General features: G+C 63.1%; 19 protein-coding genes. 15 read left to right on the forward strand and 4 right to left on the reverse strand.

Annotated elements, in window-relative coordinates; genetic code table 11:
* Nucleotides 1-1,254 precede the first annotated feature (1,254 nt).
* From BM403_RS01255 to BM403_RS01310, 12 genes are all read left to right on the forward strand, one after another.
* A complete protein-coding gene (locus BM403_RS01255; protein ID WP_015884841.1) occupies nt 1,255-1,923 on the forward strand; it encodes a haloacid dehalogenase type II in 669 nt (222 codons plus the stop codon).
* 22 nt (nt 1,924-1,945) lie between these two features.
* Entirely contained in the window at nt 1,946-3,220 is a 1,275-nt protein-coding gene (locus BM403_RS01260; protein ID WP_093541281.1) for an NAD(P)/FAD-dependent oxidoreductase, read from the forward strand.
* Between the two features lie 95 nt (nt 3,221-3,315).
* Nucleotides 3,316-4,953, forward strand: coding sequence for an ABC transporter substrate-binding protein (locus BM403_RS01265; protein ID WP_015884839.1), 1,638 nt, complete (start codon nt 3,316-3,318; stop codon nt 4,951-4,953).
* 13 nt (nt 4,954-4,966) lie between these two features.
* Nucleotides 4,967-5,923 (forward strand): ABC transporter permease, encoded by a 957-nt coding sequence (locus BM403_RS01270; protein ID WP_046036804.1) that lies wholly within the window; start codon nt 4,967-4,969, stop codon nt 5,921-5,923.
* A complete protein-coding gene (locus tag BM403_RS01275; RefSeq protein ID WP_015884837.1) occupies nt 5,920-6,795 on the forward strand; it encodes an ABC transporter permease in 876 nt (291 codons plus the stop codon). Before BM403_RS01270 ends, BM403_RS01275 begins: the two co-directional genes overlap by 4 nt.
* A gap of 1 nt (nt 6,796) precedes the next feature.
* Nucleotides 6,797-8,638, forward strand: coding sequence for an ABC transporter ATP-binding protein (locus BM403_RS01280; protein WP_046036805.1), 1,842 nt, complete (start codon nt 6,797-6,799; stop codon nt 8,636-8,638).
* Entirely contained in the window at nt 8,635-8,943 is a 309-nt protein-coding gene (locus tag BM403_RS01285; protein ID WP_015884835.1) for a (2Fe-2S)-binding protein, read from the forward strand. The genes BM403_RS01280 and BM403_RS01285 overlap by 4 nt, the downstream gene beginning before the upstream one ends.
* Nucleotides 8,925-10,304, forward strand: a complete 1,380-nt coding sequence (locus BM403_RS01290) for an FAD/NAD(P)-dependent oxidoreductase (RefSeq protein WP_093541282.1) — start codon at nt 8,925-8,927, stop codon at nt 10,302-10,304. Before BM403_RS01285 ends, BM403_RS01290 begins: the two co-directional genes overlap by 19 nt.
* Nucleotides 10,301-11,452 (forward strand): NAD(P)/FAD-dependent oxidoreductase, encoded by a 1,152-nt coding sequence (locus BM403_RS01295; RefSeq protein ID WP_093541284.1) that lies wholly within the window; start codon nt 10,301-10,303, stop codon nt 11,450-11,452. The genes BM403_RS01290 and BM403_RS01295 overlap by 4 nt, the downstream gene beginning before the upstream one ends.
* Nucleotides 11,452-12,609 carry an acetylornithine deacetylase gene (gene argE / locus BM403_RS01300; RefSeq protein ID WP_093541286.1) on the forward strand — a complete coding sequence of 386 codons (1,158 nt, stop codon included), beginning with the start codon at nt 11,452-11,454 and terminating at the stop codon, nt 12,607-12,609. Before BM403_RS01295 ends, argE begins: the two co-directional genes overlap by 1 nt.
* Nucleotides 12,610-12,726: 117 nt before the next feature.
* Complete coding sequence (locus tag BM403_RS01305) at nt 12,727-14,187, forward strand: NAD-dependent succinate-semialdehyde dehydrogenase (protein WP_093541288.1); 1,461 nt, start codon at nt 12,727-12,729, stop codon at nt 14,185-14,187.
* Between the two features lie 20 nt (nt 14,188-14,207).
* Nucleotides 14,208-15,293, forward strand: a complete 1,086-nt coding sequence (locus tag BM403_RS01310; RefSeq protein WP_046036808.1) for a tartrate dehydrogenase — start codon at nt 14,208-14,210, stop codon at nt 15,291-15,293.
* A gap of 820 nt (nt 15,294-16,113) precedes the next feature.
* Here the strand turns inward: BM403_RS01310 and BM403_RS01315 are convergent.
* Nucleotides 16,114-17,040, reverse strand: a complete 927-nt coding sequence (locus BM403_RS01315; RefSeq protein WP_093541290.1) for a 2-hydroxyacid dehydrogenase — start codon at nt 17,038-17,040, stop codon at nt 16,114-16,116.
* 194 nt (nt 17,041-17,234) lie between these two features.
* On the opposite strand from BM403_RS01315, the gene gabT reads away from it, so the two are divergent.
* Genes gabT through BM403_RS01330 form a run of 3 tightly spaced genes read left to right on the forward strand, consistent with a single transcriptional unit; the run spans nt 17,235 to nt 19,754 of the window.
* Nucleotides 17,235-18,527, forward strand: coding sequence for a 4-aminobutyrate--2-oxoglutarate transaminase (gene gabT / locus BM403_RS01320; protein WP_093541293.1), 1,293 nt, complete (start codon nt 17,235-17,237; stop codon nt 18,525-18,527).
* 48 nt (nt 18,528-18,575) lie between these two features.
* Nucleotides 18,576-19,220 carry an HAD family hydrolase gene (locus BM403_RS01325; RefSeq protein WP_015884827.1) on the forward strand — a complete coding sequence of 215 codons (645 nt, stop codon included), beginning with the start codon at nt 18,576-18,578 and terminating at the stop codon, nt 19,218-19,220.
* Nucleotides 19,221-19,265: 45 nt separating this feature from the next.
* Nucleotides 19,266-19,754, forward strand: a complete 489-nt coding sequence (locus BM403_RS01330; protein WP_003174918.1) for an Lrp/AsnC family transcriptional regulator — start codon at nt 19,266-19,268, stop codon at nt 19,752-19,754.
* 123 nt (nt 19,755-19,877) lie between these two features.
* On the opposite strand, the gene BM403_RS01335 is transcribed toward BM403_RS01330, so the two are convergent.
* The 3 genes from BM403_RS01335 to BM403_RS01345 are packed head-to-tail and all read right to left on the reverse strand — an operon-like array spanning nt 19,878 to nt 22,933.
* The gene (locus BM403_RS01335) at nt 19,878-21,251 is read right to left on the reverse strand and encodes an LLM class flavin-dependent oxidoreductase (protein WP_043205600.1); all 1,374 of its coding nucleotides are present in this window, start codon (nt 21,249-21,251) and stop codon (nt 19,878-19,880) included.
* Between the two features lie 36 nt (nt 21,252-21,287).
* Nucleotides 21,288-22,118, reverse strand: coding sequence for an amino acid ABC transporter permease (locus tag BM403_RS01340; RefSeq protein WP_015884825.1), 831 nt, complete (start codon nt 22,116-22,118; stop codon nt 21,288-21,290).
* Entirely contained in the window at nt 22,115-22,933 is an 819-nt protein-coding gene (locus tag BM403_RS01345) for a transporter substrate-binding domain-containing protein (protein WP_093541295.1), read from the reverse strand. Before BM403_RS01345 ends, BM403_RS01340 begins: the two co-directional genes overlap by 4 nt.
* Between the last annotated feature and the right edge of the window lie 63 nt (nt 22,934-22,996).

A 22,996-nucleotide genomic window follows, 5' to 3' on the forward strand; every position in this document is an offset into this window, starting at 1 on the left:
CGTCAGGGTGCTTGTATCCCACCTGGGTTGGGGGCTGGCAAGGGGGGTGGGGATATTCGGTAGATTCCTTGGGCTGTGGGTTCTGGGGCCACAGGTACTACTTAATTTTTGTGGGGCGGCGGTAGTAAATGCTAGGAGGGGTGTGAGTGCAGATCCGTTATTTAGGTTAGGGCCACCTAGGGTTCCGCTCTTACAGCGGGTCACTTTTGGAAAAGAGCCCCAAAAGTAACCAAAAGGGCTCTTGCCCCAACACTCGGCACCTCGCTTAGGCTCGGTGTGCCCGTAATTCGCCAGGGATTTGGGGGGCCGCCGCCACGCGCCATCCATGGCGCGGGGCGGCTAAACCGGCATCCCTGCCGGTTTACCCCCCAAATCCCTGTCGAATTCCGGCCAGCGTGTTTAACGGGGCGCCTAAGATCAAGATCAAAAGCAAAAGCACAGCGGCCTGACAGCCGGCTTGAGTGGTGTGGAGCAAAGGCAAACGCGGCGGCCTTAAAGCCGACCGGAGTTGCGTCTGTCGATCGCGGTATAAATGTGGGAGGGGGCTTGCCCCCGATTGCAGGGTGACAGCCACAACTGCATCAGCTGACACACCGCCATCGAGAGCAAGCCAGCTCTTACACGTACCTGCTTTTGATCCAACCACTCAGGTCGGCTACTAGGCCGCCGTGCTCTTGCTTTTGATCTTGATCTCAGGCGCCCCGTCAAACACGCTGGCCGAACGCAGGCTTGAATCCGTGGGTAACCCGGCAGGACGCCGGGTTAGCCGCCCCGCGCCATGGATGGCGCGTGGCGGCGGCCCACGGATTCAAGCCGGAGTGAGGGCACACCGAGCCTAGGCGAGGTGCCGAGTGTTGGGGCGAAGGCCTTTTGCTTACTTTTGGGCCTTTCCAAAAGTGAGCCGCTGTAAGAGCGGAACCCTAGGTGGCCCTAACCTAAATAACGGATATACACCCAATCCCCCCCGGCCACACTTTCTGCCGCCCCAACCCCCCGTCCTTAAGCCCTCACCCCACAAAGTCCCCCCAAAAGCCCCCTAAAAGCGCACAAACAAAGGCCCTGCCCAAGCCTGGCGCGCACCGCAAAGTCTGCTGAGCCCAGCCACCAAAACGGTGGTTTGTATTGAGCACAGGTCTTTTTAGACGGCATATGCTGATTTCACAGTGGTGTAATGAACCTGTGCTGCAACGAGGCCGACGCGCCGCCAGGGCAGCGAACGCTTGCCACACTCAACTGACTTCAGGACCGCACTCAATGAGCTTTCTTCGTCCCAAATTCATTACGTTCGACTGCTACGGTACGCTGACCAACTTCCATATGGGCACCATGACCCGCGAGCTGTTCGCCGATCGCATCAAGCCCGAGCAGATGGACCAGTTCGTCAAGGACTTCTCAGCCTATCGCCTCGACCAGGTGATGGGTGACTGGCGTCCGTATGACGAAATCCTCAAAACCGCCCTGGCCCGTACCTGCAAGCGCTGGGGTATCGATTATCGCGAAGAAGGCCAGCTGTATTACGACGCCGTACCGACCTGGGGCCCTCATGCGGACGTGCCGGCCGGTCTGTCGAAGATTGCCGACAAGATTCCCCTGGTGATCTTCTCCAATGCCATGGACAGTCAGATCATGTCCAACGTCGACAAGCTCGGCGCGCCGTTCCATAAGGTGTTCACCGCCGAACAGGCCCAGGCCTACAAGCCTCGCCTGGCGGCCTTTGAGTTCATGCTCGACAACCTCGGCTGCGGCCCGGAAGACATCTTGCATGTGTCGTCCAGCTTCCGTTATGACCTGATGTCGGCCCATGACATGAAGATCAAGCACAAGGCATTCGTTGCCCGTGGCCATGAAGTCCCGGCCAATGCCTTCTACGGTTACCAGCAGATCACCGATATCGGTGGGTTGCCGGCGTTGGTCGGCCTGTAAACGCGCACCTTGAGGGTAAGACATGGGCAGTGAATCCTATTGGCTCGACACCGCACCGGCTTTTATCGGTGCCCAGCTGGGCGGCTTGCCCAAGCAGGTCGATGTGGCTGTGGTCGGCGGTGGGTTCACCGGCCTGGCGGCGGCGCGGGCGTTGGCGCGTAAAGGCGCGAGTGTGGTGGTGCTCGACGCCGGCCGTGTGATCGGTGAAGCCTCGGGGCGTAACGGTGGGCAGTGCAACACCGGGGTGGCCCAGGACTATGCCGGGCTGCACGCCAGCCTCGGTGCCGCCAAGGCGCGTGCCTATTACCAAGCCTATGAAAGCGCGGTGCAGAGCGTGGTTTCGCTGGTCGAGCAGGAAGGGATTGCCTGTGACTTGGTGCGCAACGGCAAGCTCAAGCTGGCGGCCAAGCCGATGCATTACGAAGGCCTGGCCCGCACCTGCGAGCTGATTCGCCAGGAGGTGGATGCCGATGTCGAGCTGCTCAGCGCCGAACAGACCCATGCGGAAGTCAACTCGGCGCAGTTCCATGGCGGCTTGCTGCAACGCAACGGCGTGCAGATGCACGTCGGCCGCTTTGGGGTCGGTTTGGCCGAAGCGGCGGCGCGGCGTGGCGCGATGATTTACGAGCACACCGCCGTCAAGGACTGGAAGGCCCAGGCCGGTGGCTATCAGGTCAACACCGTCAAGGGCTCACTGCACGCCGGGCAAGTCCTGCTGGCGACCGGCGCTTGCCAGCATGGCGACCTGGGCTGGTACCGCCGCCGGATTGTGCCGGTGGGCAGTTTCGTCATCGCCACCGAAGTCTTGCCCCAAGCGCTGATCGACCAGTTGCTGCCCCGGCACCGGGCTTATGTGACCAGCCGCATGATCGGCAACTACTTTCGCCTGACCCCGGACAACCGCCTGCTGTTTGGCGGGCGTGCCCGGTTTGCCATGTCCGACAGCGTCTCCGACGCCAAGAGCGGCAAGGTGCTGCAGGCGGCGATGCTGAACATGTTCCCGCAGTTGGCGCACGTGAAGATCGACTACTGCTGGGGCGGCCTGGTGGACATGACGTCCGACCGCCTGCCACGCGCCGGCCAGCACGGCGGCGTGTTCCACTCCATGGGCTACAGCGGCCATGGTGTGCAGATGTCGGTGCACATGGGCCAGGTGATGGCTGAGGTCATGGCGGGCAATGCGGCGGCCAACCCTTGGCGCGAACTGGAATGGCCGGCGATCCCCGGGCATTTCGGCAAACCCTGGTTCCTGCCGTTCGTGGGGGCGTATTACCGGTTCCAGGATTATTTGCACTGAGTTGCCGTTGTTGCGTCACCGTCGTTTGTGTTTCCAGGACGCTCCGGACATCCGTGAGCACTCGATTCTTCCGATTATCGACAGGTAGCCTTGATATGACTGACAACAAAAATACACCCGAGCTCATCTCCGGCCATGACAGCCTGCGGGTGTTCGAAAGCCTCAACCGTGGCATGTCGCGCCGCAACGCCCTGCAAATGCTCGGTGTGGCCGGTGTGGCAGCGGCCGGGGCGGGCAGCCTGTTTGGCGCCGCCGGCAAGCTGTTTGCCGATGAAGCGGCCGCCGAGGGCAAAGGCAAGCCAGGCGGAAAGATCCGCGTGGCGGGCATGTCCAGCTCCACCGCCGACACACTCGACCCGGCCAAGGGCGCGCTGTCCACCGACTACGCCCGCCACTACATGTTCTACAACGGCCTGACCCGCTTCGATAAGCACCTGGTGCCGCAACTGGAGCTGGCCGAGCGCATCGACAATACCGACGCCACCGTCTGGACCATCACCCTGCGCAAAGACGTGACCTTTCACAACGGCAAGGCCCTGACCGCCGCCGACGTGGTGTTCTCGCTGAACCGCCACAAAGACCCGCTCACCGGCTCCAAAGTCATGCCGCTGATGGAGCAGTTCGCCGAGATCAAGGCCAGCGGTCCGAACGAAGTACAGATTCGCCTCAGCGCGCCCAACGCCGAGCTGCCGTCGATCCTGGCGGTGTCGCACCTGCTGATCGTGCCCGAAGGCACCACCGATTTCGGTAAAGGCATCGGCACCGGACCGTTCACCGTGGGCGAGTTCAAGCCAGGCGTGCGTTCGATTGCGGTGCGCAACAAGAATTACTGGAAACCGGGCCTGCCGTACCTCGACGAAATCGAATTCATCGCCATCGCCGACGAGCCCTCGCGAGTCAACGCGCTGCTGTCGGGCGACGTGCACATGATCAACGAGGTCAACCCACGCTCCACTACGCGCATCGCCGCCAGCGCCAAACACCGGGTCGTGGATGCACCGTCGGGCAACTACACTGACTTGATCATCCGTCAGGACCAACTGCCCGGCAAAAGCCCTGAGTTCACCCAGGCGATGAAACTGTTGCTGGACCGTGAGCAGGTCAAGTCCGCGGTGTTCCGTGGCTTTGCCGTGGTCGGTAACGATCACCCGATTGCACCGGGTTCGCGCTACTTCAACACCGACTTGCCGCAGACGGTCTACGACCCGGAAAAAGCCAAGTTCCTGCTGAAGAAGGCCGGCATGGAAAGCATCACCATGCCCGTCATGGCCTCGCCGGCCGCCACCGGTTCGGTGGACATCGCCGTGCTGCTGCAGCAATCGGCGAAACAGGCCGGGCTCAAGCTCGACGTGAACCGCCTGCCCAGCGACGGCTACTGGTCCAACCACTGGATGAAGCACCCGTTGAGCTTCGGCAACATCAACCCACGGCCGAATGCCGACGTGATGTTCTCGCAGTTCTTCCAGTCCAAGGCGCCCTGGAACGAGTCTGGCTGGCAGAACGACCAGTTTGACCAACTGCTGATGCTGGCCCGTGGCGAAACCGACGACGCCAAGCGCGCCAAGATGTATGGCGACATGCAGACCCTGGTCCACGACCATTGCGGGATCGGCGTGCCGGTGTTCATCAGCAACATCGACGGTGTAGACCAGCGCATCAAGGGCTATGGCAGTAACCCGCTGGGCGGTTTCATGGGCTACATGTTCGCCGAGCAGGTGTGGTTGGACGCGTGAGGAGGGCAGTGCGATGAATAGCAATACACTGTGGTTGATCGGCCGGCGTCTCGGCGCCGGTGTCGTGACCTTGTTGATCGTGTCCATGGTCGTGTTCGCGATCACGGCCGTGCTGCCGGGGGATGCGGCGCAACAATCCCTCGGCCAGTTCGCGACCCCTGAACAGGTGGCGGCACTGCGCCTGAAACTGGGGTTGGACCAACCCGGTGTGCTGCGTTACCTGCACTGGTTGATGAGCCTGCTCACCGGCGACATGGGCGTGTCGGTCTCCAACGCCATGCCGGTGGGTGAACTGATGGCCGGCCGGGTGCCCAACACCCTGATGCTGGCGGGCGCTACGGCGCTGGTCTCGGTGCCGGTGGCGCTGGTACTCGGTATCGGCTCGGCGATGGGCCGGGGCGGGCGTATCGACAGTTGCCTGAGCTTTGTCACCTTGGCGATGGTCGCCGTGCCGGAGTTTCTGGTGGCGACCCTGGCCGTGCTGATTTTCGCGGTCAACCTCGGTTGGCTATCGGCGCTGTCGTACGCCAGTGACATCACCTCACCGCTGCAATTCATGCGCACCTACGCCTTGCCGGTGATGACGCTGTGCTGCGTGATCGTCGCGCAAATGGCGCGCATGACCCGCGCGGCGGTGATCGACCAACTCGACAGCCCCTATGTGGAAATGGCCCGCCTCAAAGGCGTGAGCCCGATCCGCATTGTGCTGCGCCACGCCTTGCCCAATGCAATCGGGCCGATCGCCAACGCCATCGCCCTGAGCCTGTCGTACCTGCTGGGCGGGGTGGTGATCGTCGAAACCATCTTCAACTACCCCGGCATCGCCAGCTTGATGGTCGATGCCGTGACCAACCGTGACATGGCCTTGGTGCAGGCGTGCACCATGTTGTTCTGCGCGGCTTACCTGGGCCTGGTGCTGCTCGCCGACCTGTGCGCGATCCTCTCCAACCCGAGGCTGAGAAACCAATGAACAACCTCATTGCGAAGTCCAAGCCTGTGTCTTCCGCCCTGGCCCTGGCCAAGGTGTCCAGCGGCCCGTCCTGGCTGGGGCTGTTGGGGGGCGCGGTCTGCGTCGCCTGGCTGCTGGTGGCGCTGCTCGGCCCCTGGCTGGCCCCCCACCCGGTGGGTGAAGTGGTGTCCGACAACATCTTCGAAGGCTTCAGCCTTGCGCACCCGTTCGGCACCGATTATTTGGGCCGTGACATGCTCAGCCGCGTGCTGGTCGGTGCGCGGTTCACCGTCGGCCTGGCGCTGGTAGCGGCGTTGCTGGCCAGCTTCTTCGGCACCGGGTGTGCGCTGCTGTCGGTGGTCTCGCCCAAATGGCTGGACGAAATCATCAGCCGCATCATGGACGCGTTCATTTCGATCCCGAGCAAAATGCTCGCGCTGATCATGGTCTCGGCCTTTGGTTCATCGGTGACCCTGCTGATCTGCACCGCCGTGATCAGCTACATCCCTGGCTCGTTCCGCGTTGCCCGCAGCATGGCGGTCAACATCGAGGCCCTGGAATACGTGCAGGTCGCGCGTACCCGTGGCGAACGCCGGTTGTACGTGGCGTGCATGGAGATCCTGCCGAACATGCTCAACCCGGTATTGACCGACCTGGGCCTGCGTTTCGGCTACATCGTCTTGTTGCTCAGCGGCATGAGTTTTCTCGGCCTTGGCGTGCAACCGCCGGACGCCGACCTCGGTTCGCTGGTGCGGGAAAACATCGGCGGCCTCAACCAGGGCGCGCTGGCTATCATCATTCCGGCGCTGGCCATCGGCACGCTGACCATCGGTGTGAATCTGCTGATCGACTATATGTCGTCCCGACGTAGTCGACGCACGGGAGGCCATTGAAATGACCGAATTGATTCGCGTCGAAGACCTGCGCGTGGTCGCCTGTGGCGAGCACGGCGAGGTAGAAATCGTCAAAGGCGTGAGCTTTTCCCTGGAAAAAGGTGAAGTGCTGGCGCTGATCGGTGAGTCCGGCTCGGGCAAGACCACCATCGCCCTGGCATTACTGGGGTACGCACGACGTGGCTGTCGGTTGTCCGGCGGTGTGGTGCAGGTGGGTGAGCACGACATGCTCGCCTTGAGCGAAAAACACCTGCAAGGCCTGCGTGGCAACCGCGTGTCTTATATCGCGCAAAGCGCGGCTGCGGCGTTCAACCCGGCCAAACGACTGATCGACCAGGTGGTGGAGGGGGCCCTGATCCATGGTCTGGGCACCCGCGACGAATTGCATGCCAAGGCTATCGGGCTGTTCCGCGACCTGGCCCTGCCGGACCCGGAACGCATCGCTCGACGTTACCCGCACCAGGTGTCCGGTGGGCAACTGCAACGGGTGATGGCGGCGATGGCGCTGATCAGCGACCCGCTGCTGGTGGTGCTCGACGAGCCGACCACGGCGTTGGACGTGACCACCCAGATCGACGTGCTGCGCGCCTTCAAGCGTGTGGTACGCGAGCGCGGCGCCACGGCCGTGTACGTCTCCCATGACCTGGCGGTGGTCGCGCAAATGGCCGACCAGATTGTGGTGCTCAATGGCGGGCAGGTTCTCGAGCACAGTGCCACGGCACCGCTGCTCAAGGCTCCGGCCCACGAATACACCCGCAGCCTGCTGGCGGCCGCACGGCCGGACACCACCATTCGCCCGCCCTGCGGGATTGCCGAAGAGGTGCCGCTGCTGACCATCACCGGCCTCACCGCCGGTTACGGCAACAAAAACATGCACGGCATGCCGTCGATCCGGGTGCTGGAAGACATCGACCTCACGGTGCGCCGTGGCCAGGCCATCGGGGTGATCGGCGAGTCGGGCTCCGGCAAGTCGACCCTGGCGCGCGTGGTGGCCGGGCTGTTGACCCCGGCCCTTGGCGGTCTCACGTTCGACGGCCAGGCCCTGGGTGGCAGCCTGTCGGAGCGCACCCCGGAACAATTTCGCCGGATCCAGATGGTGTTCCAGAACGCTGACACCGCCCTCAACCCCATGCACAGCGTGGCGACCATCCTCAGTCGCCCGCTGAAGATGTATTTTGGCCTCAAGGGCGCCGCGTTGAAGGCGCGCATCGATGAGTTGCTGGACCTGGTACGCCTGCCGCGCGACATGGCCGAACGCCGCCCGAATGAACTGTCCGGCGGGCAAAAGCAGCGGGTCAACCTGGCACGGGCGCTGGCGGCCAAGCCCGACTTGATCCTGTGCGATGAAGTGACCTCGGCCCTCGACACCGTGGTCGGCGCGGCAATCCTCGAACTGCTGCGCGACCTGCGCCAGCAACTGGGCGTGTCCTATCTGTTTATCAGCCATGACATCTCCACCGTGCGGGCGCTGTGCGATGACATTGTGGTGATGTACAGCGGCCACAAAGTGCAGGCCGGCAGCCGCCAGTCGTTTGCCGAACCGCCGTTCCACCCCTACACCGACCTGCTGATCCACTCGGTGCCCGAGTTGCGCCAGGGTTGGTTGGAAACCTGCGGCACAAGGTGCGAAACGCTGCCGGCGATAGGCGAGCGGGCCAACGTGCCGGAACTGTGCACCTTTCTCAATCGCTGCCCGGTGCGCGTCGATGGCCTGTGCAATCGCACCGCACCGAAGCGTCGCACCCTGGACAACGGCAGTGAAGTCCTCTGCCACCACGACAGCGCCCAGTTGCTGAATACCCAGCAGGGCGTCACTACCCTCACTTTGGGAGCCTATGCATGAAAGGGCGTTTTGTGAGGCTGGCCGAACAGGGCCGGCCGACGGTCAGCCTGACGGTGGATGGCGCACCCATCCAGGCCCTGCAGGGCGATACCCTGATGGTCGCGCTGCTGACCCAGGGCAACGCGTTGCGCCAATCGGAATTCGATAGCGGGCGCCGCGCCGGTTTCTGCCTGATGGGTGCGTGCCAGGACTGCTGGGTATGGACCCGCAGCGGCGAGCGCCTGCGCGCCTGCTCCAATGAAGTCCGTGATGGGCTGGACATCGTTACCACACAACCGGAGGCGACATGGCCACTGCACGGGTAGTTATTGTGGGCGCCGGACCTGCCGGCGTGCGCTGCGCCGAAACCCTGGTGGCGGCCGGAATCAAGCCGATCCTGATCGATGAAAACCGTCGCGACGGCGGGCAGATCTACCGCCGTCAGCCAGACGGTTTTACCCGCGACTACACCACGCTGTACGGCAGCGAAGCCGCCAAGGCCCAGGCCCTGCACCAGAGTTTCGACCGCCTGCGCGACGCCATCGACTACCGGCCCGACACCTTGGTGTGGAACCTCACGGCCGGGCAATTGTGCTGCGTGAGCCAAGGCCGTCACTGCACCGTGGATTACGACGCGCTGATCCTGTGCACCGGCGCCACCGACCGCTTGATGCCCATCGAGGGCTGGCAACTGGCGGGCACTTACAGCCTGGGCGGGGCGCAGATCGCCTTGAAAAACCAGGCCGTGTCCATCGGTCATCGCGTGGTGTTCATGGGCAGCGGGCCGTTGCTGTACCTGGTGGCCAGCCAATACGTCAAAGCCGGCGCTGAGGTGGCGGCGGTGCTCGACACCTCACCCCTGAGCCTGCGTCTCAAGGCCTTGCCGAAATTGCTGGCGCGGCCGGCCGTCCTGTTTACCGGGGTCAAGCTGCTGGCGCAGCTGTACCGCGCCAAGGTGGCGGTGCACCTGGGGATCAAGCCGCTGCAAGTCATGGGTGATGCCGCCAATGGCGTGGGGGGCGTGCGCTTCATCGCGGGTAACGGGCAGACCGTCACGGTGCAGGCCGATGCCGTTGCGCTGGGGTATCACCTGCGCCCGGAGACGCAATTGGGCGACCTGGCCGGCTGTGCCATGGCCTTTGACCAGGCCTCCAGCCAATGGTGGCTGGCCACGGACGAGGTCGGGCGCACCTCGGTGAAGGGGGTGTATGCGGCGGGTGACGGCGCGAAAATTCGCGGTGCGGATGCCGCCGAGCATGCCGGGCGCCTGGTGGCGCTGGCGCTGCTGGACGATCTGCAGCAACCGGTCGACAGCGGGCTGCGTGACGAACAAAAGCAAGCCCTGGCCGTGATGGATCAGTTTCGCCTCGGCCTGGCCCAGGCGTTTCCCTGGCCCAGCGCGCAGGCCAAGGCGTTGCCCGACAGCGCCATCGTGTGCCGCTGCGAGATGATCAGCGCCGGCGAACTGCGGCGCACCGTGAACGAGAAGGGCGCCTGTGAAGTCAATCGTGCCAAGGCATTCAGCCGCGTGGGTATGGGCCGTTGCCAGGGGCGTTATTGTTCACAGGCCGGGGCCGAAGTGATTGCCGCCGAGGCCGGGGTACCGGTGCAGGAAGTCGGTCGCCAGCGCGGTCAGGCACCGGTCAAACCCTTGCCGATGCTGATCACCGAGGAGGTGTCGTCATGAAGGTGCAAAAAGCCGATGTGGTGATTGTTGGCGGTGGTGTGATGGGCTCGGCGGCGGCGTTTTTTCTGCGCCGTCGCGGCCAGTCGGTGATCCTGCTCGAGCGCGACCAGATCGGCCAGTACGCCAGCGGGGTGAACTTCGGCAATGTGCGTCGGCAGGGGCGCTTCCTCGGCCAGTTGGCCTTGGCCAACCGCTCCTGGGCGCTGTGGAAGCGCCTGCCGGAACTGATCGATGATGACCTCGAGTTCATCCCCAGTGGGCATATGCGCGTGTGTTACCGCGAAGATGAAATCGCCGAGCTGGAGGCCTATGCGGCCGCGCCGGAAGCGGAGCAACTGGACCTGAAGATTTATCGCGGCGCCGAACTGCATCAGCGCTTCGGCTTCCTCGGCCCGGACGTCAAGGGCGGTTCCTATGCGCCCCACGATGGCCACGCCAACCCGCGTCTGGCCGCGCCGGCGTTTGCCCGCGCCGCACGGCGCCTGGGGGCGCAAATCGAAGAACGCACCGAAGTCGCCGAGGTGCAGAAGGTCGGTGCCGACTTCCACGTCACCAGCACCGACGGTCGCCAGTTCCAGGCCGCACAACTGTTGATCACCGCCGGCGCCTGGGGCCAGAAGCTTTCGGCGCAGTTCGGCGAGCCGGTGCCGCTCGACACCCACGGCCCGCAGATGGCAGTGACTGAGCCGGTGCCCTACGCGCTGCCGACGGTGATCGGCGTGTACACCAAAATCCCCGAGGAAGTGATCTACTTCCGCCAGATTCCGCGGGGCAATATCGTCATCGGTGGCGGTTACCGCAGCAAGCCGGACATGCTCAACCGCCGCGCCTACGTGGAGCCGCGCAGCATCCTCAACCAGGTCAGCCAGATGCGTCGACTGCTGCCGGGCGTCGGCAACCTGAACATCATCCGTGTGTGGAGCGGCATCGAAGGCTACCTGCCGGATTCGCTGCCGGTGATGGGCCCCAGCGGCACCGTCGGCGGCTTGTTCTATGCCTTCGGCTTCTGCGGCCACGGCTTCCAGCTCGGCCCGGGCGTCGGCGATGTGATGGCCGAGCTGCTCGCCACCGGCAGCACCAGTACCCCGATCGAGCCGTTCTCCATAACCCGGTTCGCCCCACCTGCCGAGCAACGGAGCCAGGCCTGATGAAACCGCGTGTTCTTGAGATTCTCAAACAGCTGATGGCCTTCGACACGGTGTCGTCGGAATCGAACCTGGCCCTGATCGACTACGTGCGCGACCTGTTGCTGACCAAGGGCATCGAATCCTTGATCGTCAAGGACCAGAGCGGCAAGAAGGCCAACCTGTTCGCCAGCACCGGGCCCAAGCAACAGCCCGGCGTGTTGCTGTCCGGGCACACCGACGTGGTGCCGGCGGCGGGGCAGGCGTGGACCTTTCCCGCCTTCGCCGCCACTGTGCAGGACGGGCGCATCTACGGGCGTGGCAGCTGCGACATGAAGGGCTTCATCGCCCTGGCCATCGACGCCCTGCTCGATGCCGCCGACCACACCTTGAACCGCCCGCTGCAATTGGCCCTGTCCCATGACGAGGAGATCGGTTGCGTCGGCGTACGGCGCCTGCTCGATGTTTTGCACCTGGCGCCGGTGCGCCCGTTTTTGTGCGTGATCGGCGAGCCGACCAACATGCAGTTCGTACTCGGCCACAAGGGCAAGGGGTCTTACCGCACCTACTGCCGTGGCCAGGAAGCGCATTCGTCGTTGGCGCCGCGTTCGGTCAACGCGATCCATGTGGCCTGCGACTTTATCGCCGCCCTGCGTGAGAGCCAGCAGCAATTGCAGACGCGTGGCGCCCAGGACTCCGACTACGACGTGCCCTACAGCACCGTGCATGTCGGGCAGATTGTCGGCGGCAAGGCGCTGAACATCGTGCCTAACCTGTGCAGCCTGGATTTCGAAGTGCGCAACCTGCCGGCGGACGATCTGGATCAGTTCCTGGAGCAGATGCGCGAGCGTGCCGAGGTGATCGTGCGCGAGGCGCAGAAGCTGTCCAGCGCGGCGGCCATCGAGATCGAAACCATCAACGTCTACCCCGGCCTCGACACCCACCCCAGTGTCGAAGCGGTGCGCTTTCTCAAGCAATTCGCCGCGCCGGGTACCGGCACCGCCAAGGTGTCGTTCGGCACCGAAGGTGGCCTGTTCAAGCAGCGCCTGGACGTGCCGGTGGTGGTGTGCGGGCCGGGTTCCATCGAGCAGGCGCATAAACCCGACGAGTTTATCGAGATCAGCCAGATGGACGCGGGCGAGCGCTTTTTGCAAGGTTTGCTCGGCTCATTGAAGGCCTAGCAGAGCCTGCCGTCCTGCGCCCAATTACAGCACGGCACGCTGCTTTAACCGCGCTTTCGGCATCCTCGTCCGTGGCACCTCCCTAGACTGGAGCGTGTCTCGGATCAGGACTCGACCATGCTCAAGAATCGCTTGCAAGACCCCAGCCTGCTGGCTGAACTCGCCTACGTAGATGGCCAATGGATTGCTGCCGACAGCGCGGCCACCCTGGACATCCGCGACCCTGCCACCGGCCACGTGCTGGCCCAGGTCCCGGCCATGGACGCGGTGGACACCCGCCGCGCCATCGAAGCCGCCGAGCGTGCCTGGCCCGCCTGGCGCGCCCGCCCGGCGGCTGAACGCGCGGCGCTGCTGGAGCGCTGGTACCAGGCGATGATCGACAACCTCGACGACCTGGCGCTGATCATGACCTGCGAGCAGGGCAAGCCGCTGAACGAAGCCCGTGGCGAAGTGCGCTACGGCGCCGGTTTCGTCAAATGGTTCGCCGAGGAAGCGCGGCGGATCTACGGTGAAACCATGCCGGCCCCCAGTGGCGACAGGCGCCTGCTGACCCTCAAGCAACCCGTGGGCGTGTGCGCCGCCATCACCCCGTGGAATTTCCCCAATGCGATGATCACGCGCAAATGCGCGCCGGCGCTGGCCGCCGGGTGTCCGATCATCGTCAAACCGTCGGACCTGACGCCGCTGTCAGCGCTGGCCCTGGCGGTGCTGGCCGAGCGCGTCGGCATTCCTGCGGGCGTGTTCAATGTCATCACCGGCTTGCCTGCGGGCATCGGCGAAGAGCTGACGGGCAACCCGGCGGTGCGCAAGATTTCCTTCACCGGCTCGACCGCCGTCGGCCGCCTGCTGATGCGCCAGAGTGCCGAACACATCAAGCGCCTGAGCCTTGAATTGGGCGGCAACGCGCCGTTTATCGTGTTCGACGACGCCGACCTTGAGCAGGCAATCGCTGGGGTGATGCTGAGTAAATTTCGCAACGCCGGGCAAACCTGCGTGTGCGCCAACCGCATTCTGGTGCAAGACGGCATCTACGCACGTTTTGCCGCGCGCCTGGTGGAAGAGGTGGGCAAGCTCAAGGTCGGCAACGGCCTGGAAGACGGCGTGACCATCGGCCCGCTGATCAACCCGGCGGCGGTGAACAAAGTCGCGCGGCATATCGACGACGCCCTGAGCCAAGGCGCCCAGCTGCTGTGCGGCGCGATCCCAAGTGGCGACAGCCAGTTCGTGCAACCCACGGTGCTCGGCGACACCCACGCCGGGATGTTGCTCGCCAATGAAGAAACCTTCGGCCCGGTGGCGCCGCTGATGCGCTTTACCGACGAGACCGAGGCGCTCGCCCTGGCGAATGCCACGCCGTACGGCCTGGGCGCCTACTATTTCACCCAGGACCTGCAGCGCTCGTGGCGCTTCGGCGAAGCGCTGGAATTCGGCATGGTCGGGCTCAACACCGGGATTATCTCCATGGAAGTCGCGCCGTTTGGCGGCATCAAACAATCCGGGCTGGGCCGCGAGGGCAGCAAGTACGGCCTGGACGAGTACCTTGAAGTCAAAGCCTTCCATATCGGCGGCTTGAACTGACAATGAGCGAGGCGGAATCGATGAGCAAGGCATTCAGAATCGCCGCGATTGCCGGCGATGGCATTGGCAAGGAAGTATTGCCCGAAGGGCTACGGGTACTGGAACAGGCGGCCAACATCTGGGACCTGAACCTGAGCATCGAAGTGCTCGACTGGGCCCACTGTGATTATTACCTGGAACACGGGCAGATGATGCCCGAAGACTGGTTCGAACAGCTCAAGGGCTTCGACGCGATTTACTTTGGCGCGGTGGGCTGGCCAGACAAAGTCCCGGACCATATTTCCCTGTGGGGCTCGCTGCTCAAGTTCCGCCGCGACTTCGACCAGTACGTGAACATCCGCCCGGTGCGCTTGTTCCCCGGCGTACCGTGCCCGCTGGCCGGGCGCGAGCCGGGGGACATCGACTTTGTGGTGATCCGCGAGAATACCGAGGGTGAGTACTCGTCGGTAGGCGGCAAGATGTTCGAAGGCACCGCGCATGAGTTTGTGCTGCAGGAGTCGGTGTTCACCCGGCGTGGGGTTGACCGCATCCTTAAGTTCGCCTTTGACCTGGCGCAGACCCGCCCGCGTAAAAAACTGACGGCGGCGACCAAGTCGAACGGGATCTCCATCAGCATGCCTTACTGGGACGAGCGTACTGCGCTGATGGCGGCGAATTATCCGGAGGTGGCGTGGGACAAGCAGCACATCGACATCCTGTGCGCGCGGTTTGTGCTGCAGCCGGACCGGTTTGACGTGGTGGTGGCGTCGAATTTGTTTGGCGACATTTTGTCCGACCTGGGGCCGGCGTGTGCGGGGACCATTGGGATTGCGCCGTCGGCGAACCTGGATCCCGAGCGGCGGTTTCCGTCGTTGTTTGAGCCGGTGCATGGGTCGGCGCCGGATATTTATGGGCAGAATATTGCGAACCCGATTGCGATGATTTGGTCGGGGGCGTTGATGTTGGACTTTTTGGGGAATGGGGATGGGCGGTATCGGGCGGCGCATGATGGGATTTTGCGGGCTATCGAGGGGGTGATTGCGCAGGGGGTGGTTACGCCGGATTTGGGGGGGACGAGGTCGACTCAGGAGGTGGGGGATGCGGTTGTGGGGGGGCTGTTGGTTTGAGTTGATTTGAGTTGAGTACATATCCGTTATTTAGGTAACGGCGGCTTATGGTTCCGCTCTTACAGCGGCTCACTTTTGGAAAGGCCCAAAAGTAAGCAAAAGGCCTTCGCCCCAACACTCGGCACCTCGCCTAGGCTCGGTGTGCCCTCACTCCGGCTTGAATCCGTGGGCCGCCGCCACGCGCCATCCATGGCGCGGGGCGGCTAACCCGGCGTCCTGCCGGGTTACCCACGGATTCAAGCCTGCGTTCGGCCAGCGTGTTTGACGGGGCGCCTAAGATCAAGATCAAAGGCAAAAGCGCGGCGGCCTTAGAGCCGACCGGGGTTGGGGGTGCGTTACTGGGTTAAAAATGTGGGAGGGGGCTTGCCCCCGATGGCGGTGTGTCAGTTGATGCATCTGTGGCTGTCACACTGCCATCGGGGGCAAGCCCCCTCCCACAGTTTGAACTGCATACATCAGGTAGATATCAGCCTGCTTTTGCCCTGCTTTTGATCTGGCTTTTGATCTTGATCTTAGGCGCCCCGTTAAACACGCTGGCCGGAATTCGACAGGGATTTGGGGGGTAAACCGGCAGGGATGCCGGTTTAGCCGCCCCGCGCCATGGATGGCGCGTGGCGGCGGCCCCCCAAATACCTGTCGGATTACGGGCACACCGAGCCTAAGCGAGGTGCCTAGTGTTGGGGCAAGAGCCCTTTTGGTTACTTTTGGGGCTCTTTTCCAAAAGTGACCCGCTGTAAGAGCGGAACCCATACCAGCCGCGACCCAAATAACGGATATGTACTCAACACGGATATGTACCCAAACAACGGACACCCCCCAATCAATACCCCCGCCCCCGATCCACCTCACCCACCATCTCTTCCCCCCGCTCAAACCGCCGAATATTCTCCAGCAACACCCCAAACGCACTCTCCGGCTGCGTCATCGCCGCAATATGCGGCGTCAACAACACCTGCGGATGCCCCCAAAACGGATGATCCGCCGCCGCCGGCTCCTCCCGCAGCACATCCAACACCGCGCCACTCAACTGACCACTCCCCAGCGCCTCCAACAAATCCTCTTCCACCAAATGCCCCCCGCGCCCCATATTGATCAGCGCCGCTCCCCGAGGCAGTTGCGCAAACAGCCGCCGATCCAGAATCCCTTGGGTCTGTTCCGTCAACGGCAGCACACACAGCACAATATCGCACTGGCTGAGAAACGCCGGCAGTTGCGCTTCCCCCGCATAACACGCCACCCCCGGCACCCGGTGTGCACTGCGCGCCCAGCCCGACAACGCAAACCCCAACGGCGCCAACGTCGCCAAAATCTGCTGAGCCTGGGCACCCAACCCCATCACCCCCACGCGTCGATGCGCAGCCGGCTGTAACAGATGCGCCTGCCAGCACCGTGCAACCTGCTGCTGGCGGTAGCGCAACATGTCCCGGTGCAGGCTGAGCACCGCCCAACTGGCGTATTCGCACATGCCACGGGTGATGCCAGGGTCCAGCAGGCGCACTACGGGCAGTTCCGGTGGCAAACGGGAAAGGTCGAGCTGATCGACCCCGGCCGACAACGCGAACAACACTTTCAGGTTGGGCAGCACGTGCGCCAGATCTTCCGGCGCCTGCCAGGCGGCGAGGTACTCGACGTCTTCGGGGTTGCCAATGTCCGGCCAGGCGCGCCATTCGATGTCCGGTGCGTGTTCGGCGAAGAGTGCCTGCCAGTGTCGGCCGCGCACCGGGTCAGCTTTGTAGAGCAAGGCCATGGGTGTTTCCTGCTGGATGAAGGTAGCGATTATCATCGCCCAAAGCCTGGCGCAGGATCTGTTGAAAGGCAGGGCCAAAACAGTCGATCCGAATTTCTCACGGGCCAAGTTCGGCTGAGTTCGTTGTGGGCACACCGTAATCTGGACAGCATCGCAACCACCTCCAGGTTGCCGGACTCACGATGGGAAATGCCATGAATAGCAAAGTCGACGAAACCCCTCATTTGCTCCGTCAGCGCGAGCAGTTCGTGCCCCGTGGGCTGGTTACCGCGCACCCGCTGGTGATCGACCGCGCCCAGGGCGCCGAGTTGTGGGACGTGGATGGCAAGCGTTACCTGGATTTTGTCGGCGGTATCGGCGTGCTCAACATTGGTCACAACCACCCCAAGGTGGTCGCCGCCGTGCAGGCCCAATTGCAGAAGGTGTCCCACGCCTGCTTCCAGGTGGTGGCGTACCAGCCTTATCTCGACCTGGCCCAGCGCCTGTGCGAAATGATCGGCGGTCAGGAGGCCTATAAAGCGGCGTTCTTCACCTCCGGCGCCGAGGCGGTGGAAAATGCGGTGAAGATCGCCCGCGCCCACACCAATCGTTCGGCGGTGATTGCTTTTCGTGGTGGCTTCCACGGCCGCACGTTGCTCGGCACCACGCTCACCGGCATGAGCCAACCCTACAAACAGAACTTCGGGCCGTTTGCGCCGGAAGTGTTCCATACCCCCTATCCGAACGCGTATCGCGGGGTGACCAGCGAGGTCGCGCTCAAGGCCCTTGATGAGTTGCTGGCAACCCAGGTGGCGCCGGAACGTGTGGCGGCAATCATCATCGAGCCGGTGCAGGGCGACGGTGGTTTCCTGACCGCGCCGCCGGCGTTCCTGCAGGCGCTGCGTGCCTTGGCAGACAAGCACGGCATCGTGCTGATTCTTGACGAGATCCAGACCGGCTTCGGTCGCACCGGCACCTGGTTCGGTTTCCAGCACGCCGGCATCCAGCCCGATTTGGTCACCGTGGCCAAGAGCCTGGCCGGTGGCCTGCCGTTGTCCGGTGTGGTCGGCAAGGCGCAGATCATGGACGCACCCCTGCCCGGCGGGCTGGGTGGCACTTACGGCGGCAACGCGCTGGCCTGCGCGGCAGCATTGGCGGTGATCACGGCATTCGAAGACGAACACTTGTTGGCCCGCAGCCAAGTGCTGGGCGAGCGCCTGCGCCACGGCTTGCTCGGCTTGCAGGCGCGCTACCCGAACATCGGCGACGTGCGCGGCACCGGCTTTATGCTGGCCATCGAGTTGATCAAGGATGACGCGGCGCGTACCCCGGATGCCGACCTCAATCAACGGGTCATCGATGAGGCCCGTGCCGGTGGTTTGCTGGTCATCAAGTGCGGCGTGCACCGCAACGTGCTGCGCTTCCTCGCACCGCTGGTGACCACCGAGGCCCAGGTTGACGAAGCGCTGCAGATTCTCGACGCCGCGTTGGCACGGGTCTTGAACTGAGGCTGTGCCCGCTCGGGGCGAAACGCATCAAAGGAGGCTTGACCCACCATGGGGCTGACAGATTATCGAGCGTTGCTGATCGATTGCGATGAAGTGCTGGTGGATCGCGATTCCGGGGTGTGGGCGGCGCTGCAGCCGTTGCTCGACAGCCGTGGCGGGCAGCCGTCCAGGGAGCAGGTGCTGGCCGAGTTCAATGCGGTGGTGGCCAAACTCTACCCGCGCTTCGCTGAGCTAGGCTTCAGTGGTGTGTTGTGTTTCGCCCATCGCCAACTGGCGGAAGCCTGGGGTCTGCACGCCAGTTGGGAGGAGGGCATGAGCTTCGCCCGTTCGGCGGGCAATTGGTCGTTGTTCGAGGATGCGCCGGGGGCGATGCTGTACCTGCGCAAGTTTTATCGCCTGCTGGTGCGCGGCGACCGCGACGCCGAGGATCGTGGGGGGTTGTGCGAGCGATTGGGGATTGCACCGGAAGATTTCATTTCCCTGGCCGAAGACCCGCAATGGCTCACGGATCAAGGCGCGCAGCTGCAACCGGTGCTGCATGTCACGCGACCGTCGGTCGCTGCACACGCGGCGCTGGACCGCTGTTTGATCGGCCGCCACCGGGCGCGGCAGCCTTCGCCCTGTGCGGCGGACTACTGCATCAACAGCATGGCGGATCTGGTGGCGCAGCATCAGCTGTCTTTACGGCGCTGATTTTGCTAGAAGATTGTCTTAAAAATGGCAGTCAAGAGGTACGCAATGGAAGGGCTCGTAAAGCTGGACCGGATCGACATCAGCATTCTGGTTGAATTGCAGAAGGACGGCCGGATGACCAATGTCAGCCTCGCCGACGCCGTGGGCCTGTCTGCCAGCCCGTGCCTGCAACGGGTCAAGCGGTTGGAGTCGGCCGGGTATATTTCCAGCTACAAGGCGCATTTGAACCTCGCCAAGATCACCGATTCGGTCACGGTATTTACCGAGATTACCCTCAGCGACCACAAGCGCGAAGATTTCGCCAAGTTTGAATCCAATATCCGTTTGGTGGATGAAGTGTTGGAGTGCCACCTGATCAGCGGTGGCTACGATTACCTGGTACGTTTTATGACCCGCAGCATTCAGCACTATCAAGAGGTGGTTGAAAGTCTGTTGGATAAGAATATTGGGATTTCCAAGTATTTCAGTTACATCGTGATCAAGTCGCCGGTGCTCAAGGATGGTGTGCCGTTGCGCAAGTTGCTGCGGCATTGAGGTTGCCTGCCGATCAGGTGACCTTGCTTGATCGTGTGTAAACCCCATTCAAATGTGGAAGCCTGCGTTTGGCCTGCGTGTTTGATGGGGCGCTTGAGATCAAGATCAAAAGCAAAGCAAACGCTAGGCAAACCTGAACGAGGCGCCATGAGCTGAGCTTGGCAGGCGATCGCTGCCGTCGGCGCTCAGGCGCGAGCGCAGTGTGCCGCTTTGCGCGGTGGTGCGGTACAGGCCGCGCTTTTGCAGGGCGGGGATGATCAGTTCGACAAAGTCATTCAGGGAGCCGGGGCTGATCAGTGGGTTGAGCATGTAGCCGCTGGTGCCGGAAATGCGCGCGTGTTCTTCGATCTTGTCCGCGATGTGTTCCGGGGTGCCGACCAGGATCAGGTCGCTGCCTCGGGTGACGTTGGCAAAGCGCTGGCGTACTTCGCCGGCGGTCAGGGGCTTGCCGCTGCCATCGGGTTTCATCACGTAGGAGGTCATGCCCTCGGTGTGGGTCGACAGTGCTTCGTTGTCGGCGTAGCGGCTGATGTCGATGCCGGTGTCGCCGGCGTAGCTCACCAGTTGTGCTTGCAGGTGATAGTTGCTTTGCAGGCTGTCGTATTTTTTCTGCGCTTCGATGGCGGTGGGTGCGGTGACGATGCGCAGCACGGTGAGTGATTTCACATCGGCGGCCTGGCGGCCACGGGCTTCGGCCTGGCGCCAGATGTCTTCCAGGCCCTGGCGAATTTCCAGTGGGTTGGACTTGGCGATAAACACCAACTCCGCATGCTTGGCCGCGAACTGCCGACCCCGCGCCGACCAGCCCGCCTGGATCAGCAAAGGCGTACGCTGCGGCGACGGCGAGGTGAGGTGCGGGCCGGCCACCCGGTAATGTTCCCCGGCATGCTGGATCGGCCGTACCCGTGAACCGTCGGCATAGGTGTGCGCCAGCTTGTCGGCGAGCACTGCGTCATCGGCCCAGCTGCCTTCCCACAGTTTGTAGACCACGTCGAGAAACTCCTCGGCGCGTTCGTAGCGGTCGTCGTGCTTGATCATCTGTTCCAGGCCGAAGTTACGCGCGGCGCTGGAGAGGTAGGAGGTGACGATGTTCCAGCCGATGCGCCCGTCCGACAGGTGATCCAGGGTGCTGAAACGTCGGGCATGGGTAAACGGGTGCTCGTAGGTGGTGGTGACGGTGACGCCGAAGGCGAGTTTTTCGGTGAGGGCCACCAAGGCTGGAATGATCGTCAGCGGGTCATTGGCGGGGGCCTCCACCGCCCATTTCAAGGCCGCAGCCTCGTTGCCCCCGAACACATCGTAAAAGCCCAGCACATCGCCGAAAAACATCAGGTCCAGGTGGGCTTCATCCGCCGTGCGGGCCAGGTTCGACCAGTACTTGAGGGTGTTGATGCCCAGCCTTTCATCGGCCGGGTGGGTCCACAGGCTGGGCGCGCCGCCGCAGCCGACACTGGCTTGTTCGTAGAGGCCGAATAACAGCGGGGTAGGATCGGACATGGTGCTTCCTGCCAATAAAAAAGATGGGGCGACTGACTATCGCCCGTGGAGATAGGCCTTGCCGTAGTGCCGCTCCAGCCGGGCCTGGATCAGTTCCAGGCCGATGGACAGCAGCCAGTAAATCACGGCGGCGGTGGTGAGCATTTCGATGTAGCGGTACGACGAGCGGCCATAGGATTGCGCCAGGAACATCACCTCCCACACGCCCATCACCGAGACCAGCGAGGAGTCCTTGAGCATCGAGATGAACTGGCTGGTGGTCGGCGGAATAATGGTGCGCATGGCCTGGGGCAGTACGATCTGCCAGAACGTCACCGCCCGGCCCATGCCCAGTGCGGAAGCGGCGTTACGTTGGCCTTGGGACACGCCGAGGATGCCGGCGCGAAAGATCTCGCTCAGGTACGCCCCGTAGTTCAACGACAGCGCGATGATCCCGGCGCTGATCGCGCCTGGTACCACCCCCAACTGGGGCAGGCCGAGGTAGATCAGTAGGATCTGGATCAGCAGCGGCGTGCCGCGAAAGAACGAGGCGTAGAAGCTGGCGATGCCGAACGCCACCGCGCTGTTCGACAACCGCGCCAGGGCGGTGGCGAAGCCCAGCGCCAGCGACAGCCAGATCGAGCAGAAGCATAAAAACAGCGTCAGCGCCGCGCCTTGCAGAAACCCCTGGGGCGACAGGTGCAGCCCCACCAGGTTCTGCCATTTGTCGGCGACGATGGCGAACTTCAGGTCGAAGCTCAGGAACATCCCGGCGAACAGGCACAGCATCACGCCCCAGGTCAGCCACAGGCGTACTCGGAACGACAACAGCGTGCGTTTCACCGGCGGCGGCTTCACCACGGCGGGTGGGGTTGGGAAAACACTCATTGGGTGATGTCTGAGCCGATCCATTTCTGCGAGATCTTCGCCAGCGTGCCGTCGCTTTTAAGCTCGGCCAGGACTTGGGCCAGCTTGGCGTCCCATGCCGGGTCGCCTTTTTCGGTGGCCACCACGTTGGGCTCGGCGTACAGCGCATCGCCGGTGATCTTGAAGCGTGGGTCGTGGTCGATGCGTTCCTTGGCGGTGACCAGGTTGGTGACCATCGCATCCAGGCGCTTGCCGGTGCCCAGGGCGAGGTCCTGGAAGGCGATGGTTTCGTTGTCATAGGGCACGGCCTGTACGGCCTTGAACGGGTAGTCGATGGGCTTGCTCGCGCCTTCGATCACCAAGTCCTTGGCCAGGTAGGCTTCGTAGGTGGAGGCGCTGACCACGCCGACTTTTTTACCGCTGAGGTCGGCCGCCGATGTTATCGCGTTGTCGTCGGCATTCACCACCACCACGGCGGGCGAGGCGTAGTACTCGAACGGGAAGTTGAAGACTTGGCCACGGGCGGCGCTGGGGGTCATGGAGCAGATGCACACGTCATAGCGGCCATTCCAGCGCCCGGCGGCGATGACTTCCCAGGACGGGGTTTCCAGTTTCAATTTCACGCCGAGTCTGTCGGCCACGGCCTTGGTCACGTCCACGTCAAAACCATCCAGCTGGTTTTGCTCGTTGAGGAAAGAGAAAGGCGGGTAGTTCTCCATCAGCACACCGACCAACTGCTTGGATTGGGTGATGCGGTCCAGGGTTTGCCCGGCGAACACGGCCGGGCTGGCCAGAAGGAAAGTGAGGCTGAAGGCGGCAGCAGTGCGTAAGTTCATAAAAAGCATCCAAGCGAGTTTTTTATATTTAAACGCGATAAATGCTTTCTGTTTAATGATTTA

It is taken from the genome of Pseudomonas sp. OV546 (assembly GCF_900116845.1).
Classification (GTDB): domain Bacteria; phylum Pseudomonadota; class Gammaproteobacteria; order Pseudomonadales; family Pseudomonadaceae; genus Aquipseudomonas; species Aquipseudomonas petroselini.

Bases quoted from the DNA above. Each gene is read 5' to 3' on its own strand.
- BM403_RS01270 (WP_046036804.1), top strand. From the start codon at position 4,967: ATGAATAGCAATACACTGTGGTTGATCGGCCGGCGTCTCGGCGCCGGT.
- BM403_RS01330 (WP_003174918.1), top strand. From the start codon at position 19,266: ATGGAAGGGCTCGTAAAGCTGGACCGGATCGACATCAGCATTCTGGTT.
- BM403_RS01260 (WP_093541281.1), top strand. From the start codon at position 1,946: ATGGGCAGTGAATCCTATTGGCTCGACACCGCACCGGCTTTTATCGGT.
- BM403_RS01315 (WP_093541290.1), bottom strand. From the start codon at position 17,040: ATGGCCTTGCTCTACAAAGCTGACCCGGTGCGCGGCCGACACTGGCAG.
- BM403_RS01310 (WP_046036808.1), top strand. From the start codon at position 14,208: ATGAGCAAGGCATTCAGAATCGCCGCGATTGCCGGCGATGGCATTGGC.
- BM403_RS01275 (WP_015884837.1), top strand. From the start codon at position 5,920: ATGAACAACCTCATTGCGAAGTCCAAGCCTGTGTCTTCCGCCCTGGCC.
- BM403_RS01335 (WP_043205600.1), bottom strand. From the start codon at position 21,251: ATGTCCGATCCTACCCCGCTGTTATTCGGCCTCTACGAACAAGCCAGT.
- BM403_RS01295 (WP_093541284.1), top strand. From the start codon at position 10,301: ATGAAGGTGCAAAAAGCCGATGTGGTGATTGTTGGCGGTGGTGTGATG.
- BM403_RS01325 (WP_015884827.1), top strand. From the start codon at position 18,576: ATGGGGCTGACAGATTATCGAGCGTTGCTGATCGATTGCGATGAAGTG.
- BM403_RS01290 (WP_093541282.1), top strand. From the start codon at position 8,925: ATGGCCACTGCACGGGTAGTTATTGTGGGCGCCGGACCTGCCGGCGTG.
- BM403_RS01255 (WP_015884841.1), top strand. From the start codon at position 1,255: ATGAGCTTTCTTCGTCCCAAATTCATTACGTTCGACTGCTACGGTACG.
- argE (WP_093541286.1), top strand. From the start codon at position 11,452: ATGAAACCGCGTGTTCTTGAGATTCTCAAACAGCTGATGGCCTTCGAC.
- BM403_RS01280 (WP_046036805.1), top strand. From the start codon at position 6,797: ATGACCGAATTGATTCGCGTCGAAGACCTGCGCGTGGTCGCCTGTGGC.
- BM403_RS01345 (WP_093541295.1), bottom strand. From the start codon at position 22,933: ATGAACTTACGCACTGCTGCCGCCTTCAGCCTCACTTTCCTTCTGGCC.
- BM403_RS01285 (WP_015884835.1), top strand. From the start codon at position 8,635: ATGAAAGGGCGTTTTGTGAGGCTGGCCGAACAGGGCCGGCCGACGGTC.
- gabT (WP_093541293.1), top strand. From the start codon at position 17,235: ATGAATAGCAAAGTCGACGAAACCCCTCATTTGCTCCGTCAGCGCGAG.
- BM403_RS01305 (WP_093541288.1), top strand. From the start codon at position 12,727: ATGCTCAAGAATCGCTTGCAAGACCCCAGCCTGCTGGCTGAACTCGCC.
- BM403_RS01340 (WP_015884825.1), bottom strand. From the start codon at position 22,118: ATGAGTGTTTTCCCAACCCCACCCGCCGTGGTGAAGCCGCCGCCGGTG.
- BM403_RS01265 (WP_015884839.1), top strand. From the start codon at position 3,316: ATGACTGACAACAAAAATACACCCGAGCTCATCTCCGGCCATGACAGC.